The sequence below is a fragment of the Sediminicoccus sp. BL-A-41-H5 genome (genome assembly GCF_050632405.1).
GTDB lineage: Bacteria > Pseudomonadota > Alphaproteobacteria > Acetobacterales > Acetobacteraceae > Roseococcus.
On the sequence record NZ_CP192601.1, the window covers coordinates 4,624,523 to 4,639,129 of the forward strand.

The following is a 14,607-nucleotide window of genomic DNA, read 5'->3' on the forward strand; positions in this document are numbered from 1 at the left end:
GACATGTCCAGTTCAGCCACCAAGCCGCCGAAACCCGCCGTTCCACCGCCTCTCGAGGTGATCAATCCCGGTGCCCTGGGCCGGCTGGTCAAGCAGTGGGTCCGGGGCGAGGTTCCCATCCCGAAGGATGATGACCTGGAGACCTTCCGGCAGCAGCTCATCGAGTTCGGCGCGGGTGTGAAGACCGAACCGCTGGCCTTCAAGCGCCTGAGGATCATCACCCACCGGGCCGACGAGCTCGTCCTGCGGCTGCCTCCGCTGGAGATGGTGGAGGAGCATGAGGCCCGGCTTAAGGCAGGCGCCTCCTACAACCTGCCGAAGTTCTACGGGGATGTGACGGCGGATGGGGCGCAGCCGGACGCCTCGTCCGACGACAAGATCCTGTTCGACGATGCGCGGATCGGCGACTACACCATCGGCAATTGCGCCTGATCCTTGCGGCTACCAGCGGCCGTGCCGCATGCCGGCGTCGGGAATTCCGGCGCCGGCCACGCCCTCGCGCAGCCGCTCCCAGTTCTGCGCCGTGCTGATCGGATAGAGATGGAGCAGCCAATGCCCCATCGCTTCCTCGGTCGCGGGCCCCGTGCCGCGCCAGGCGGCCCGCACCTTGTCGAAGAAGCGTTGCGCGCCGGCGGCGGCACCCGCGGCGTCGCCCAGGTTGTGGGAGGCGGCCGCGCGCCAGGCGGGCAGGGTGCGGATCACATCCTCCGCGCGGTCGCAGGCGTCGAGCGTCGCCCGGTCATCCCCGCGCAGATAGGCGATCGTCACCTGGTATCCCCAATGCGTCAGCCCGGGCGAGACCGTCATCTCCAGCGAATCCGCCGCCAGCTGTGCCGCTTCGCGGTGATTGCCCGCGAAGCTGTGGAACAGCGAGGCGGAGATCAGGGTCCAGCTGTCATTCGGGTTCAACTCGCAGGCGAGCTGCATCGGGGTGGCCGCGCGGTCATGCTGCCCGAGCATGGCGAATGACCAGCCGAGGCAAAGCTGCGCCCGGCTGTCCATCGGGTCGCATTGCACCGCGCGTCGCGCGTATTCGAGCGAGCGCTCGGACCGCGCCCGGTCACGCCAGGTGCCCGGATTGACGATGTGTTCGACATTGTCGAGCTGGGCGAGACTGCTATAGGCCGGTGAGAAGCCCGGGTCCTGCGCGATGGCCTCGCGGAACAGGGCGCGCGCCGTCTCCCAGCTGTCCGGGCTGAAGCCACGGATCACGCTTTGCCCCAGCAGCCAGCGGTCATGCGCGGCCAGCGAGACATCGGCCCGCTCCGCGATGCTGGACAGGCGCGTCGCCGAGATCTGGCTGGTCAGCGACATGGCGATCCCGCGCACGAGGCGGCTCTGCGCCTCGAACCAGCTGGCGAGGTCGAGGTCCATGCGCTCGCTCCAGGCGACGACGCCGCTCTCGGAGTCGCGCAAGGTCAGCACAAGGCTGATCCGCTCGCCGGCCTGGTAGGCCGTGGCACCGATGGCGTAGCGGCTGGAGACGCGCCCCGCCAGGGCCGCCGCGGAGGGCATGGTGCTGCCATCCAGCACGAACCACTCGCGGAACCGCACGAGACATGCGATCAGGTCATGCCGGAAGCCCTGGACAAGATGCGCGCGCTCCTCCGGCACGCCATGCGCGGCGAAGGGCTCGATGAGCAGCAGCATGCGCGCGCGCGCCTGGGGCAGCGGGATGACCGGCTCGGTCGCCTGGGGCCGCGCCGTGGCCGTGGGGGGCGCCAATCGGCCCGTCTTGATGGCCGCGACCAGCTCCTGAGTGGCCGGCGACGGCTCCATGTCGAAATCCTCGCCGAGCAGGTTCCAGAGCGCCTCGTACAGGCGAAGGGCACCCGCCACGTCACCCTCCGCCACCGCGGCCTGCATCGCGTGGCGGCAGGCTTCCTCATTGGTCGGATCGAGACTCAGCAGGCCGCGTGCCGCCGCGCGGCGGACCGATGGCGAAGCAGCCGCCAGCAGCACCCCGAGCCGCCGCGCCAGGCCCTCCTGCAGGGACTGGCGCTTGGTGAGGAGCCAGACGCCGAAGGCCGTGTCGAGATCCTCGTACCCCTCCATCAGCGTGTCCGGCAGCAACGGTGTTTCGATCAGGCTGGGCGGCACCCGGCCTGCCTCCAGCTGGGCCTCCATCTCCTGCACATCGATCCGCCAGGCGGATGCGGAGACGATGAGGCTGAGCCGCTCAGGCGAAAACAGGCTCTCTGGCAGGGCCTCGCGCAGTTCGTGCACCACCTGGCGCAGCGATGCGCGCCCCTTCGCCTCGGAGGATTCACTCCAGAGCAGCCCGACCAGCCGCTCTCGCGTCTCCTCGCGGCCCGAGGCCAGGGCGAGGCAGGCCAGCACGGCACGTGCCTTGCGGTTGCGCAGCCGGACTTCCGAGCCGTCCAGCAGCAGGCGAAACCCGCCCAGAAGGGAGAGGTCCACCCGGCTTCTGCCGGGAGACGGCATTGAACGAGATTCCAGCGATTCCGCCATTGCCTCGCCCGGAGAGGGGTTGCGACAGAAGATTGCAATTAATGAATTTAGTGAAACAGAGATACCCCAAAAAGATGCCCCGGCCCGCCACCCGTCTCGGCGATGGCAGCGGTGAGGCGAGGCGGTGTGTCGTCGCTGGGGGTGCAGCAGAGCCCGTCGCTGATGGCCCGCCAGACCGGAATCCCGGTGGGCGACGCATGCTCGAACAGCAGAAGGGGGAAGCCGGCCTTGGAGAGCCGCCTCGCCATATCTTCGAAGGCGTGGTGCGGGTCTGGATGGCCATCAGGATGCCGTATGGGATCGCCGCGCGGGTGCAGCAGCCACCCGGCTTCCGTCGTGACGTGGACATGACGGGCCCGCATCGCCTGATCGCGCGGGTTCAGCGCGGCCTCGCCACGCTGTTGGAGCTTCAGGCGCACGACCTGCTGCGCGAGTTCATTCTGGCAGAGCTCCAGGAGGGCGGCGCAGGCGGCCTCGCCCAACGTGGCGCGTGCGGCGGTGCCGCAGCAGAAGCCCCGCCCCTCCGCACCGAAGGAGACCGCCGCGACGGCGGGGATGCGGAGATCGGTCGTGATGTCCAGCAGCCAGGACCGGCGCGTCCCGCTGCCCTGCCGGAGCGTGGCGAGCAGGGCGCTGGCCGCGCCTGCATCCTCCATCGCCACAGGGCGTGGGGGACGTCCGCCGACCCACCAGAGGCAGACCGCGTCGCGTTCGACGAGTTCCAGCGTCGCTCGCAGCCTGGCCTCCGCGGCGCTGCGGGCGGCCGCGCACCCGATGGAGAGTGGCATGGGGGGCGGCGAGGCCACGCGTGCCGGAGAGCGCCGGAGGGCGCGGTCGCGTGGAATGAGCCGCGGTTCGTTGTCCGGCCAGCGGTGGAACAGCAGATCGTCGGGCGCGCCGGGTGCTGGTCGCATCGCGACGGTTTCAACCTGGGCGGCGATCTCGACGGCCTCGCCGATGCAGGCGGCGAAAGCCTCCCCGGGATGCAGCCCGACGCCGGAGGTCCCGATGACCGCAAGCCCGGCATCGCCCGCGATGGGCCCGAGGTCGAGTTCGGCCCCGAAGCAATGCAGGCCGGGCGCATCCGGTGCCGACAGGGCGAAGACACGGCGGCAATCGAGCGCGGCGCGCAGCAGCCGCATGCGATCCAGGCGCTGATGGTCCGGCATGGCACGATCCCAGCCGAGGATGGTCAGGAGTTCCGCATCGGCGGCCGCGGGCGCTTCCCGCGCCAGCGCTTCCCGGGCCGCGAGCAGCATGCTGTGCGGTATGGCCATGGCTCCCCTCACCACGCATGGGCGTGCGAATCACGCGCAGTTCACGTGGCCTTCTTCACGCTGACATCCTGGGCCAGTCACAAGGCGGAGAGCATGCATGACGAGCCAGGGTTTCGTCACGGCCGTCCATGGCACGCTTCGGCTTCGGCGCGGATATGGCCGTGAGCGCGTGGTTCGGTCGGCCTGGTTCCTGGTCTCGCGGATCGGCAGATCGGGGGAGCTGCTCCTGGTGGGGTGGGTCGGCCATGGTGCCGTACCGCGACCGCCGCCTCGTCTGACGATCGCGGCAGCCTTGCCGCCGGCGTCAGGTCTCACGCGAGAGAAGACGTTCGTCCTCCTGCCTGAGGCGCCGCTGGTCGGGCTCGCCGGCCGATTTGTTCCCGCGGAGGGTACTGTAACCCTCGAAGGCGAACCTGACCGCCTCACGGTCCATGTCGCTGCCCTCCTGCCACGTCGCCTGTCCCTCCATCTGGAGGGTGAGCGCCGCGCCTGGTTCGGGGAGGTGCTGTGAGCCACGGGCGACATCGGAACCCTGGTACCGAAGCCTCATGACACCCGAGGGCGGCATCAACCTCCGTTCGCCAGGAGCGGGGGCTGCGTCGGGCGGGGCCCAGCCGACACGACAGCCGTGCCGATGCCGCGGTTCCGGAGCGGGCCGGGCCCTTTGCCGCCGGTGGCGCGGCCCGGTCGCACCATCAGACCGGCCCGGCCCCGACCGGCGCGACCTCGGCCGGTGCGGCCTCGACCGGCGCCCTGGGCCGGTCAGTAGGGAATGTTCCGCATGCCGAGGCTGGCCGCCGCCCGCGCCTGGTAGGCCAGCAGCTCCGGCGTGACCTGCCGCCCCTTGAAGCCGCCCCGCACCGTACCCGGTTCGACGCTCTTGTAGGCATCCTGAAGCGCGGGGCAGAGCGGGCGCCCGCCCGGCACGGCCAGCCAAAGCCGGAACAGGTGCCGCTTGAGCGCTTCCTCCTCGTGATCCTCGTAATGCGTTCGCGAGTGGTAGAGGACGTGGTTGTTCACCAGCTGGAGGTCGCCCGGCTCCAGCCACATGTCGAAGGAGAAGGCGGGGCTGCTTGCCATGTCCTGCAGGCTGTCCAGCGCCTCGTGCTGCAAGGCCGTCAGCCGCGGCTCGCTCTCCATCAGCTGGGTCGAGCGGATGTGGTTGCGGAGGTAGCGGCTGGCGAAATGCCCATCGCGCAGGCTGTAGACCGGCGCCATGTAGGTGGGCGGCTCGTCCGGCGCGTGCTCGTTCTGCCGGCTGTGCGGAAACAGGCCGTAGAGCGTCTCCACCAGGTCGGGCCGCTTTTCCAGCAGCGCATTGTGGATGGCGACGGAACTCGCGAGGCGGCTGAGCCCGCCCGATTTCGCCGTGTTGCGGCAGAGCAGGGCCACGATGTCGCTGCCATCGGTGTGGTAATCGAGCTCGGCATTGGTGTTGTAGCCACGCCCGCTGCCGCCGCGGTAGGTGCCGCCTGCGTCGCGCACGTCGGACATGAGCTGGCTTGCCTTGCCCTGCGGGCGCGCCACGCCGAGATGGGTCCCGATGGCCCAGGCCATCAGGCGGTTCGTCTCCACGTCCTGTCCGTCCATGGGGAGCCCGCGCAGGACGACGAAGCCGATGCCCTCCTCCAGCTCCGCCTCGGCCTCGGTCAGCACGGCGGCGAAGGCGCCCAGCGGCACGTCCGCGCGGGTGATCTCGATCATCGGCCGGCCGGATGCCGCAAGGCCATCGATGGCGGCGCGCAGATCTTCCCTCTCGCGCTCGCTCAGGACGCGGAGCCAGCGCCCGGATTGCTCCAGCTCCGCGGGGCGCCAATCGGCCCGGCTGATGATCTTGTGTGTCACTCTCGTCCTCGCCTCGTTCCGCGCGGTTCTGCCGGCCGCGTCGGAGGCTAGATTTGCACGGACCACTTCTTCGGACCAGCGCCTCAAGCGCGATGGGCGCAACATCCATGAGCCGGTGTTTGCGGGTCCGGGCGGGATCGGTGGCCATGCGCAGCGGCTCATCGCGGTTGAGCACGCCGCCCGCCCGACGATGTCTGCCTGAGGCCCGGCCCAGGAGGCGCGAATCGCAAGGCATCCAACTTCAGTGCTGGGGCGACAACCTGCCTGGCCGCGACATTCAGACGCCGGACGCCTCATCCACGGCGGTGGCGGCAACCGGGTCCTCGAGCCCGGCGAACCTCACGCCTTCGCCGCCGTTACGGTCGGCCTCGACGAAGCGGACGCCGCCCGCTTCGAGGGCGCGGAGGATGGCCGAGGCCGTGGATCGCTGGAGCGCGTGCTGGCTGCTCTCGAAGCCACGGATGGTACCGCGGCTGACCGCGGCGCGTTCGGCAAGCTCGTCCTGGGTCCAATCGAGCAGGGCGCGGGCCGCCCTGCACTGAGCCGGTGTGATGGCCATGCGGGTGACCATACGTATTTGCTGCGAAAGGCGCAATATTGACCTTTTGGGTTGATATTGGTCGCGCGCGCCCTCATGTAGATACCAGGCGGGGGACCGCGCGGGAGAGCGATGTCGGGGCATCGCACCCGGCCCCTTTGGTTGTGCCGGGGCCCGGGCCATTCAGGGGCAGGGTGGTTGGCGCCGAGGCGAACTCTGGCGATCTGGTTGGGAGGACACGGCGATGACGATTACGGACCACCTCTCCGCAGCTGACATCATCTTGGACCTCGGCGCCATGACGAAGGGAGCCGTCTTCGAGCGCCTGGCCGCCGAGGCGGCACATCGGCTGGGACGTCCGGAGGCGGAGGTCCTGGACGCCCTTCAGGAGCGGGAGCGGTTGGGCTCGACGGCGCTTGGCCGCGGCGTCGCCCTGCCGCATGCGCGGCTCGAAGGGGATCTCCGTCCCGTCGTCCTGTTCGCCCGGCTCAACCGTCCCGTCGAGTTTGACGCGCGGGATGAGGAGCCGGTGGATCTCGTCATTCTCGTCGTCTGGCCCGACGCCTCGCCCGAGGGATTCCTGCCGATTCTGTCGGAGACCTGCCGCGCGCTGCGAGAGCGGCAGACGCTGCGCCGGCTCCGCGCGGCGGCCGCACCCGAAGAGGTGCTGGCTTTGCTGGCCGGCCCTGCCGTCCGATCCGCAAGCTGACGCGCCGCGATGCCCGACACCCTCCTCCTGCTGGCCCTCGTTGCCCTGCCCTTCGGCGGCGCGCTCGTCGCCGGACTATTGCCGACCCACGCCCGGAATGCGGCGGCGGCGCTGGCGGGCGGCATCGCGCTGGTCGGCCTGATGCTGGTCTGGGCGGCCTACCCCACCGTCTCGGGCGGCGGCGTGCTCCGGGCCGAGTTCGCCTGGATGCCCACGCTCGGCCTGAGCTTCTCGCTGCGCATGGACGGCTTTGCCTGGCTCTTCGCCGGGCTGGTGACAGGGATCGGTGCGCTGGTCGTGCTCTACGCCCTCTACTACATGGCCGAGGAAGACCCGGTCCCGCGCTTCTTCGCCTTCCTGCTCGCCTTCATGGGCTCGATGACGGGGGTGGTGATCTCGGGCAACCTCGTTCAGCTCGCCTTCTTCTGGGAACTGACGAGCCTCTTCTCCTTCCTTCTGATCGGCTATTGGCAACACACTGCGGCCGCGCGCGACGGCGCGCGTATGGCGCTGACCATCACCGCGGCCGGCGGGCTTGCGCTGTTCGCGGGCGTGCTGGTGCTCGGCCACATCGTGGGCAGCTACGATCTTGACGCGGTGCTGGCCGCCGGGGACCGCATCCGCGAACACGCGCTCTACCCGGTCGCGCTGGGACTGATCCTGCTCGGCGCGCTGACCAAAAGCGCGCAGTTCCCCTTCCACTTCTGGCTGCCGCACGCCATGGCGGCGCCGACGCCGGTCTCGGCCTATCTCCATTCGGCGACGCTGGTGAAGGCGGGCGTGTTCCTGCTGGCGCGCCTGTGGCCCGTCCTGTCGGGCACCGATGCCTGGTTCATGATCGTGGGATCGGCCGGGCTGATCACGCTGCTGGTCGGCGCCTACGTCGCGATCTTCCAGAATGATCTGAAGGGTCTGCTGGCCTATTCGACGATCAGCCATCTCGGCCTGATCACGCTGCTGCTCGGCCTGAACAGTGAACTCGCGCTGGTCGCCGCGGTGTTCCACATCCTGAACCACGCGGCCTTCAAGTGCTCGCTCTTCATGGCGGCCGGCATCATCGACCACGAGACGGGCACGCGTGACATCAGGCGGCTGTCAGGGCTCAACCGGTCCATGCCCTTCACCGCGCGCCTCGCGCTGGTGGCTGCGGCGGCGATGGCGGGCGTGCCGCTGCTGAACGGGTTCCTGTCGAAGGAGATGTTCTTCGCCGAGGCGCTGTCGGCCGACACGCCCTACGGCCTGCTGAACGTCCTGCCCTTTGCGGCGATGCTCTTCAGCGCCTTCAGCGTCGCCTATTCGCTGCGCTTCATCCACGGCGCCTTCTTCGGGCCGGAGCCGACGGACCTGCCCCGCGCGCCGCATGAGCCAGCGAACTGGATGCGGCTGCCGGTCGAGATCCTCGTGCTGATCTGCATCGGCGTCGGCGTCCTGCCGGCCGCCACGATCGGGCCGTTCCTCGACCTCGCGGTGCGCTCGATCCTGGGTGACGACGTGCCCTATTACAGCCTCGCGGTGTGGCACGGCTTCAACCTGCCACTGGTGATGAGCATGATCGCGCTGGCCGGCGGCCTCCTGCTCTATCTCCTGCTGCAGCGCCGCCTGCGCAGCGACATCGAGGGCGAGCCGCTGCTCCGCCGCATCGAGGGCCAGCGGATCTTCGAGCGGACGATGGTCTTCCTCTCCTGGCGGCTGGCGCGCCGCGCCGAGGGCCTGGCGGGCACGCGCCGGCTGCAGCCGCAGCTGCGGCTCATCGTCCTCCTCGCCGTCCTGGCGGGCGGCGCGGCGGTGTGGCTGCGCGGCTTCGGGCCGGGCAACCTGTCGGCCTCCCCGGTGGACCCGGTGCTCGCGCTGATCTGGCTGGTGGGCGGCGCCTGCGCCGTCGGCGCCGCCTGGATGGCGAAATTCCACCGCCTCGTTGCGCTGATGCTGCTGGGCGGCACCGGGCTCGCGGTGGTGGTCACCTTCGTCTGGTTCTCCGCCCCGGATCTCGCGCTGACGCAGCTGACGGTTGAGGTCGTCACCACCGTCCTTCTGCTGCTCGGGCTGCGCTGGCTGCCGAAGCGTGTCGAACTCCCTGGCGACCGCGGGCCGGAGGTGCTGACCCGCACCCGGCGGCTGCGCGACCTCGCCCTCGCCGTGGCGGCTGGCGGCGGGCTCGCGGCGCTGTCCTACGCGGTGATGACGCGGGTGCCGCCGGAGCTGCTGGCGCAGCACTTCCTGCAGCGCGGCTACACCGAGGGTGGCGGCACCAACGTGGTGAACGTCATCCTCGTGGATTTCCGTGGCTTCGATACGCTCGGCGAGATCTTCGTCGTCGCCGCCGTCGCGCTGACCGCCTATGCGCTGCTGCGCCGCTTCCGCCCTGCGCCGGACAGCGTCGCGCTGCCCGAGCAGCAGGTGCAGGCCGATGGCGCCGTGGCGGGTGCGGCGGTGACGGGCCGCGGCCAGCCGCGCGCGGGCGGGGACTGGCTGCTGGTGCCCTTCACCCTGACGCGCCTCGTCTTCCCGGCCATGCTGATCGTCGCGCTCTTCCTGCTGCTGCGCGGCCATGACCTGCCGGGCGGCGGCTTCTCGGCCGGCATGGTGGTCGCGATCGCCATCATCCTGCAGTACATCATCGCCGGAACCGACTGGACCGAGGATCGGCTGCGCCTGCGCCCGCAGCTCTGGATCGGCGGGGGGCTGCTGGTCGCATCCGGCACCGCGCTCGCGGCACTCGCCTTCGGCCGCCCGTTCCTGACGACCTATTTCGCCTATGCGGAACTGCCGGTCATCGGCAAGGTCCCGACGGCGAGCGCGCTGGTCTTCGACATCGGCATCTTCGCGCTCGTCGTGGGGGCGACGCTGCTGATGCTCGTGGCGCTCGCGCACCAGTCCGTGCGCGCGCACCGCGCCACGCCTCGCAGGCCGGCAGCGCCCGCACAACCTGCCGCAGCGGGAGAGGGCTGATGGAACTCGTCGTCTCCCTCGCGATCGGGGTGCTGGCCGGATCGGGCGTCTGGCTGCTGCTGCGGCCGCGCACCTTCCAGGTGATCATCGGCCTGTCGCTGCTGGCCTATGCGGTGAACCTGTTCATCTTCTCGACCGGCGGCCTGCGCACCGGCGCAGCCGCGATCCTGGAGAAGGGGCAGGAGGGCAGCCTCGCGCAGTTCACCGACCCGCTGCCCCAGGCGCTCGTGCTGACCGCCATCGTGATCGGCTTCGCCACCACGGCGTTGCTGCTCGTCGTGCTGCTCGCCGCGCGGGGCCTGACCGGCACCGACCATGTGGACGGGCGGGAGCGCGACCGATGATCGCCTGGACCGACCACCTGGTGGCGGCGCCGATCCTCGTGCCGATGTTCGCCGGCGCGCTGATGATCCTGGCTGGCGACCGCCGGCGCGGGGCAGTCGTGGCGCTCGGGCTCGCATCGACGGTGACGCTCCTGGGCCTTGCCGTCCTGCTGCTCGGCATGGCCGACACGCCCGAGGTCCGGGTCTACCGCAAGGGCGACTGGCCGGCGGCCTTCGGCATCGTGCTGGTGCATGACCGGCTCTCGGCCCTGATGCTCGCGCTCGTCGCCGTGCTGGGGCTCGCTGCCTTCATCTTCTCGCTGGCGCGCTGGGACCGCGCCGGGACGCATTTCCATCCGCTCTTCCAGTTCCAGCTGATGGGGCTGAACGGCGCCTTCCTGACCGGCGACCTGTTCAACCTCTTCGTCTTCTTCGAGGTGATGCTGGCCGCCTCCTACGGCCTCGCCCTGCACGGCTCGGGCACGGCGCGCGTTCGGGCGGGGCTGCACTATCTCGTCGTCAACCTGGTCGCATCGCTGCTGTTCCTGGTCGGCGTCAGCGTCGTCTACGGCATCTCCGGCACGCTCAGCATGGCCGATCTGGCAGCGCGGATGCGCGACGTGGCGGACGCGGACCGCGCGCTGCTCGAGGCGGGCCTCGCGGTGATGGGCGTCGCCTTCCTGATCAAGGCGGCGATCTGGCCGCTCGGCTTCTGGCTGCCCGGCACCTATGCGGCCGCAGCCGCGCCGGCGGCCGCGATCCTCTCGATCCTCAGCAAGGTCGGCGTCTATGCGGTGCTGCGGGTCTGGCTGCTGCTGTTCGGCGAGGAGGGCGGCGCCTCGGCCGGCTTCGGGGCCACGGTGCTGCTGGCCGGCGGGCTGCTCACGATCGCCTTCGGCTCGGTCGCGGTGCTGGCGGCGCAGAACTTGCCGCGCATGGCGGGAGCCAGCGTACTCGTCTCCTCCGGGACGCTGCTGGCCGCCGTGGGCACGGGCCAGGCGGCGGTGACGGGCGGCGCGCTGCTCTACCTCGCCACCTCCGTCCTCGCGCTCGGCTCCCTCTTCCTGCTGATCGAGCTCGTGGAGCGCGGACGGGAGGTCGGCGCGGACGTGCTGGCGGTGACGCGCGAGGCCTTCGGCAGCGGCGAGGACAAGGAGGACATGCGGGAACCTGAGGCCGTGGGGGTCGCGATCCCGGCCATGGTCGCGATGCTCGGCCTCGGCTTCATGGCCTGCACGCTGCTGCTGGCGGGCTTGCCGCCACTCTCGGGCTTCCTCGCCAAGTTCGCGATCATGGCGCCGCTGCTCGGACCGGCCGGCGCGCCGGTGTCCGGCGCGAGCTGGGCCTTCATCGCCGCGCTGGTGCTCTCGGGGCTGGCGACGGTGGTGGCGATGGTGCGCACGGGGATCGACATCTTCTGGGCCTCGCCCATCGCCGTGCCGCGGGTGAGCCTGCTGGAGGTCGCGCCCGTCGGGCTGCTGCTCGCGCTCTGCGCCGTGCTCACCGTCGCGGCCGGGCCCGTGATGGACTACACCCTCGCAGCCGCCTCGGCGCTGCACGCGCCCGGACCCTATCTGGAGGGCGTGCTTGGTGGTGCCGCCGCTCAGCCGGAGCCACGTCCATGACCCGCCTGCTGCCCCATCCGCTGCTGGCACTGGCCTTCTTCGCGTTGTGGCTGCTGCTGCTCGAAAGCGTCTCGCCGGGCGCCATCCTGCTCGGCGGCGTCCTGGCCGTGGCGGCCGTTCATGTCCTCGCGGCGCTCGGCATGCCCAAGGGCCGCGTCGGGCGGCTTCGCGCGGTGCCGGGCCTGCTGTTCGATGTGCTGGTGGAGATCGTACGGTCGAACAACGCCGTCGCGCGGATCATCCTCCAACCGGCCGCGCCGAGCGGCCGCCGCGCCGGCTTCGTCCACATCCCCCTGGACATGCGCAGCCCCTATGGGTTGTCCGCCCTGGCCTGCATCCTGACCGCGACCCCCGGCACGGTCTGGGTGGACTACGATGCGCAGGACGGGACGATGCTGTTGCATGTGCTGGACATGGTGGACGAAGAAAGCTGGGTCCGCACGATCAAGGACAAATGGGAGCGACGGCTCATGGAGATCTTCGAATGAGCGCCGCGCTGCTCGCCTGGTCGGTCCTGGCCGCCCAGATCCTGCTCGCCGCGGCAATGGGCTGCGCGGCGCTGCGCATGCTCATCGGCCCGCGCGCGCGGGACCGCGTGCTCGCGCTCGACACGCTCTATGTGAACGCTGCGATGCTCCTTCTGGTGTTCGGCATCCGGACCGGCAGCACCCATTATTTCGAGGCCGCGCTGCTCATCACCCTGCTCGGCTTCGTCGCGACGGCCGCGCTGTCCAAATTCCTCATGCGGGGCGAGGTCATCGAATGAGCCAGGCGGCGGACCTTCCCTTCTGGGCGGCGATCCCCGTCGCGCTGCTGCTGCTGCTCGGCGCGGGTCTGGGGCTTGTGGGCTCCATCGGGCTGCTTCGGCTGCGCGGGTTCTACGAGCGCGTCCACGCCCCCACGCTCGCCACGACGCTCGGGATCGGCAGCATCCTGCTGGCCTCCATGCTGTTCTTCTCCGTCCTGCAGACACGGCCGGTGCTGCACGAGGTGCTGATCACCGTGTTCATGGTGGTCACCACGCCGGTCACGCTCATGCTGCTCGCCCGCGCGGCGCTCCATCGCGACCGCGCCGCAGGCGATCCGAAGGTACCGCCGCCGCTCACGGCGACGCAGGACCGCACGGGCAGCGATCGGTAGGCCAGACCTCGGCCGGCGGCGGAACCTCCATTCATCTCGCCAGCGCCCTCTTCGCCGACCCGGCCGGGATCACGCTCGAGCGCGTGCCCTGACGCCGATCGGCCCCGGCGGTGACCGACCGGGTGGCCGGGCTGGTGGACATGATGTTCGATAGCGTGACCTCCGCCGCGCCGCACATCGCCTTCGGGCGTCCGGTGCCCTTGTCCGTCACGACGTCCCGGCTTCGTGGTGGACCCGCGGGTCGTGATGCTGGCACCGCGCGCCTTGCCGGAGCCGGCGCACGGGAATCCGTCCCGAATGAAGGGGCTGCAAGCCAAGGCCGGCCTGGAGCGAGGTGCGGTGACGGCCCGCGCCGGGGCTCCCGGCTGACGCGTCGGCGCGGCTGCGCGAGGGAGAGGTGGGGCCGGCATGCATGCCGTGCTTCCGTCCTCCTTCCCCCGCTTGCCCCGGCGCGCCGCTGCCGCGACACTCGGCGTCAAGAAACGGAGGAATCCCCATGACCGGCATTGCCCGCCGCGCGCTGCTCGCCACGCCTGCCCTCGCTCTTCTGCCGCGCGATGGTCTGGCCCAGGGCTGGCCCAGCCGCAGCATCACCATCATCGTGCCCAATCCGCCCGGCGGCGGTTCGGATTTCGCCGCTCGCCTTTTCGTGGAAGGGCTGTCACAGGCGCTTGGCGTTCCCGTGGTGATCGACAACAGGCCGGGGGCGAATGGCAATATCGGTATCCAGGCCGCCGTGCGCGCCGCCCCTGATGGCCATACGCTGCTGCTGCAGTATTCGGGCTACCATGCCGGCAATCCGGCCATGATGCGCAACATCACCTGGGACCCGGTGCGCGACCTCGCACCGGTCGCGATGGCGACCATGGCGCCGCATGTGATCCTGGCCGCGCCCAACCTGCCGGCCAATACGCTGGCCGAGTTCATCGCCTATGCCCGCGCCAATCCGGGGCGCGTGAACTACGCATCCTCGGGCAATGGCTCGATCCAGCACATCGCGGGCGAGGTGCTCTCGCGCGCGATCGGCGCCCCCATGGTGCATGTGCCCTATCGCGGCGCGGCACCCGCGCTGCAGGATGTCGCGGGTGGCCGGGTGGAGATCTTCATCACCACACCCTCGTCGGCCATCGCGCTGGTGCAGGCCGGGCGGGTCAAGGCGCTCGCCATGGCGAGCGCCACCCGCAGCGCGGGGCTGCCCGATGTGCCGACGACGGCCGAGGCCGGGCTGCCGGGCTTCACCATGGATGCCTGGTTCGCCTTCTTCGCCCCGGCCGGCGTGCCGGAGCCGGTGCTGGGCCGGCTGAATGCGGAGTTCCGCCGCCTGGCCCTGGACCCCGGCATCCGCCGCCGCGCGGAGGAGGGCGGCGCCGCGACAGCGGCAATGACCATCCCCGAACTCGATGCGCTCGCGCGGCGTGAGATCGAGACGCTGGGCGCCGTCATCCGGGGTGCCAATATCGTGCTGGACTGAGCGCGCGGTCAGCGCGCCACGGCGCGGACCATGGCCGGGCCATGTCGCCCTTCCCAGCGGGCCGTCCATCTCCGGGTTGGAGGATTGGCCGCGCGCACGGTCCCTCCTACGCAGGGCGGAGTTCAGCCGCACCGGGACCTCGCGCCAGGATGCGCCGGTCGCGGCCGAGGACGATGACAAGGCGGCATGATTGACAGTCCTGGCGCGCGCCCGCCACGCTGTGGAGCAAGAACAAGGCCCCCTGTCGGGCCACGGAGG

13 protein-coding genes are annotated in these 14,607 nt (G+C 70.6%); 9 read left to right on the forward strand and 4 right to left on the reverse strand.

The annotated features are described in order from the left end of the window. The first annotated feature begins 3 nt into the window (after positions 1-3). Entirely contained in the window at positions 4-432 is a 429-nt protein-coding gene (locus ACQ860_RS22675) for a hypothetical protein (RefSeq protein ID WP_431305565.1), read from the forward strand. A 9-nt stretch (positions 433-441) separates the two neighbouring features. On the opposite strand, the gene ACQ860_RS22680 is transcribed toward ACQ860_RS22675, so the two are convergent. From ACQ860_RS22680 to ACQ860_RS22695, 4 genes are all read right to left on the reverse strand, one after another. Beyond that, complete coding sequence (locus ACQ860_RS22680) at positions 442-2,421, reverse strand: BTAD domain-containing putative transcriptional regulator (RefSeq protein WP_431305566.1); 1,980 nt, start codon at positions 2,419-2,421, stop codon at positions 442-444. Between the two features lie 98 nt (positions 2,422-2,519). Further along, the gene (locus ACQ860_RS22685) at positions 2,520-3,749 is read right to left on the reverse strand and encodes a YcaO-like family protein (protein WP_431305567.1); all 1,230 of its coding nucleotides are present in this window, start codon (positions 3,747-3,749) and stop codon (positions 2,520-2,522) included. Between the two features lie 762 nt (positions 3,750-4,511). Continuing rightward, positions 4,512-5,594, reverse strand: coding sequence for a TauD/TfdA family dioxygenase (locus tag ACQ860_RS22690; RefSeq protein WP_431305568.1), 1,083 nt, complete (start codon positions 5,592-5,594; stop codon positions 4,512-4,514). A gap of 277 nt (positions 5,595-5,871) precedes the next feature. Then, positions 5,872-6,153: a helix-turn-helix transcriptional regulator gene (locus tag ACQ860_RS22695; RefSeq protein ID WP_431305569.1), complete on the reverse strand. Its 282-nt coding sequence runs from the start codon at positions 6,151-6,153 to the stop codon at positions 5,872-5,874. A 223-nt stretch (positions 6,154-6,376) separates the two neighbouring features. On the opposite strand from ACQ860_RS22695, the gene ACQ860_RS22700 reads away from it, so the two are divergent. From ACQ860_RS22700 to ACQ860_RS22735, 8 genes are all read left to right on the forward strand, one after another. Further along, the gene (locus tag ACQ860_RS22700) at positions 6,377-6,841 is read left to right on the forward strand and encodes a PTS sugar transporter subunit IIA (protein ID WP_431305570.1); all 465 of its coding nucleotides are present in this window, start codon (positions 6,377-6,379) and stop codon (positions 6,839-6,841) included. Positions 6,842-6,850: 9 nt separating this feature from the next. Beyond that, entirely contained in the window at positions 6,851-9,790 is a 2,940-nt protein-coding gene (locus ACQ860_RS22705; RefSeq protein WP_431305571.1) for a monovalent cation/H+ antiporter subunit A, read from the forward strand. Beyond that, the gene (locus tag ACQ860_RS22710; protein WP_431305572.1) at positions 9,790-10,134 is read left to right on the forward strand and encodes a Na+/H+ antiporter subunit C; all 345 of its coding nucleotides are present in this window, start codon (positions 9,790-9,792) and stop codon (positions 10,132-10,134) included. The genes ACQ860_RS22705 and ACQ860_RS22710 overlap by 1 nt, the downstream gene beginning before the upstream one ends. Next, positions 10,131-11,738, forward strand: a complete 1,608-nt coding sequence (locus ACQ860_RS22715; protein ID WP_431305573.1) for a monovalent cation/H+ antiporter subunit D — start codon at positions 10,131-10,133, stop codon at positions 11,736-11,738. The genes ACQ860_RS22710 and ACQ860_RS22715 overlap by 4 nt, the downstream gene beginning before the upstream one ends. Further along, positions 11,735-12,226, forward strand: a complete 492-nt coding sequence (locus ACQ860_RS22720; protein WP_431305574.1) for a Na+/H+ antiporter subunit E — start codon at positions 11,735-11,737, stop codon at positions 12,224-12,226. The genes ACQ860_RS22715 and ACQ860_RS22720 overlap by 4 nt, the downstream gene beginning before the upstream one ends. Further along, positions 12,223-12,504 carry a K+/H+ antiporter subunit F gene (locus tag ACQ860_RS22725; RefSeq protein WP_431305575.1) on the forward strand — a complete coding sequence of 94 codons (282 nt, stop codon included), beginning with the start codon at positions 12,223-12,225 and terminating at the stop codon, positions 12,502-12,504. The genes ACQ860_RS22720 and ACQ860_RS22725 overlap by 4 nt, the downstream gene beginning before the upstream one ends. Continuing rightward, entirely contained in the window at positions 12,501-12,878 is a 378-nt protein-coding gene (locus tag ACQ860_RS22730; RefSeq protein ID WP_431305576.1) for a Na+/H+ antiporter subunit G, read from the forward strand. Before ACQ860_RS22725 ends, ACQ860_RS22730 begins: the two co-directional genes overlap by 4 nt. Positions 12,879-13,374: 496 nt before the next feature. Beyond that, complete coding sequence (locus tag ACQ860_RS22735; protein ID WP_431305577.1) at positions 13,375-14,349, forward strand: Bug family tripartite tricarboxylate transporter substrate binding protein; 975 nt, start codon at positions 13,375-13,377, stop codon at positions 14,347-14,349. The last annotated feature ends 258 nt before the right edge of the window (positions 14,350-14,607 follow it).

Coding starts and splice junctions, on each gene's coding strand:
- ACQ860_RS22735 (WP_431305577.1), top strand. CDS start 13,375: ATGACCGGCATTGCCCGCCGCGCGCTGCTCGCCACGCCTGCCCTCGCT.
- ACQ860_RS22725 (WP_431305575.1), top strand. CDS start 12,223: ATGAGCGCCGCGCTGCTCGCCTGGTCGGTCCTGGCCGCCCAGATCCTG.
- ACQ860_RS22700 (WP_431305570.1), top strand. CDS start 6,377: ATGACGATTACGGACCACCTCTCCGCAGCTGACATCATCTTGGACCTC.
- ACQ860_RS22685 (WP_431305567.1), bottom strand. CDS start 3,749: ATGGCCATACCGCACAGCATGCTGCTCGCGGCCCGGGAAGCGCTGGCG.
- ACQ860_RS22715 (WP_431305573.1), top strand. CDS start 10,131: ATGATCGCCTGGACCGACCACCTGGTGGCGGCGCCGATCCTCGTGCCG.
- ACQ860_RS22720 (WP_431305574.1), top strand. CDS start 11,735: ATGACCCGCCTGCTGCCCCATCCGCTGCTGGCACTGGCCTTCTTCGCG.
- ACQ860_RS22710 (WP_431305572.1), top strand. CDS start 9,790: ATGGAACTCGTCGTCTCCCTCGCGATCGGGGTGCTGGCCGGATCGGGC.
- ACQ860_RS22695 (WP_431305569.1), bottom strand. CDS start 6,153: ATGGCCATCACACCGGCTCAGTGCAGGGCGGCCCGCGCCCTGCTCGAT.
- ACQ860_RS22705 (WP_431305571.1), top strand. CDS start 6,851: ATGCCCGACACCCTCCTCCTGCTGGCCCTCGTTGCCCTGCCCTTCGGC.
- ACQ860_RS22675 (WP_431305565.1), top strand. CDS start 4: ATGTCCAGTTCAGCCACCAAGCCGCCGAAACCCGCCGTTCCACCGCCT.
- ACQ860_RS22730 (WP_431305576.1), top strand. CDS start 12,501: ATGAGCCAGGCGGCGGACCTTCCCTTCTGGGCGGCGATCCCCGTCGCG.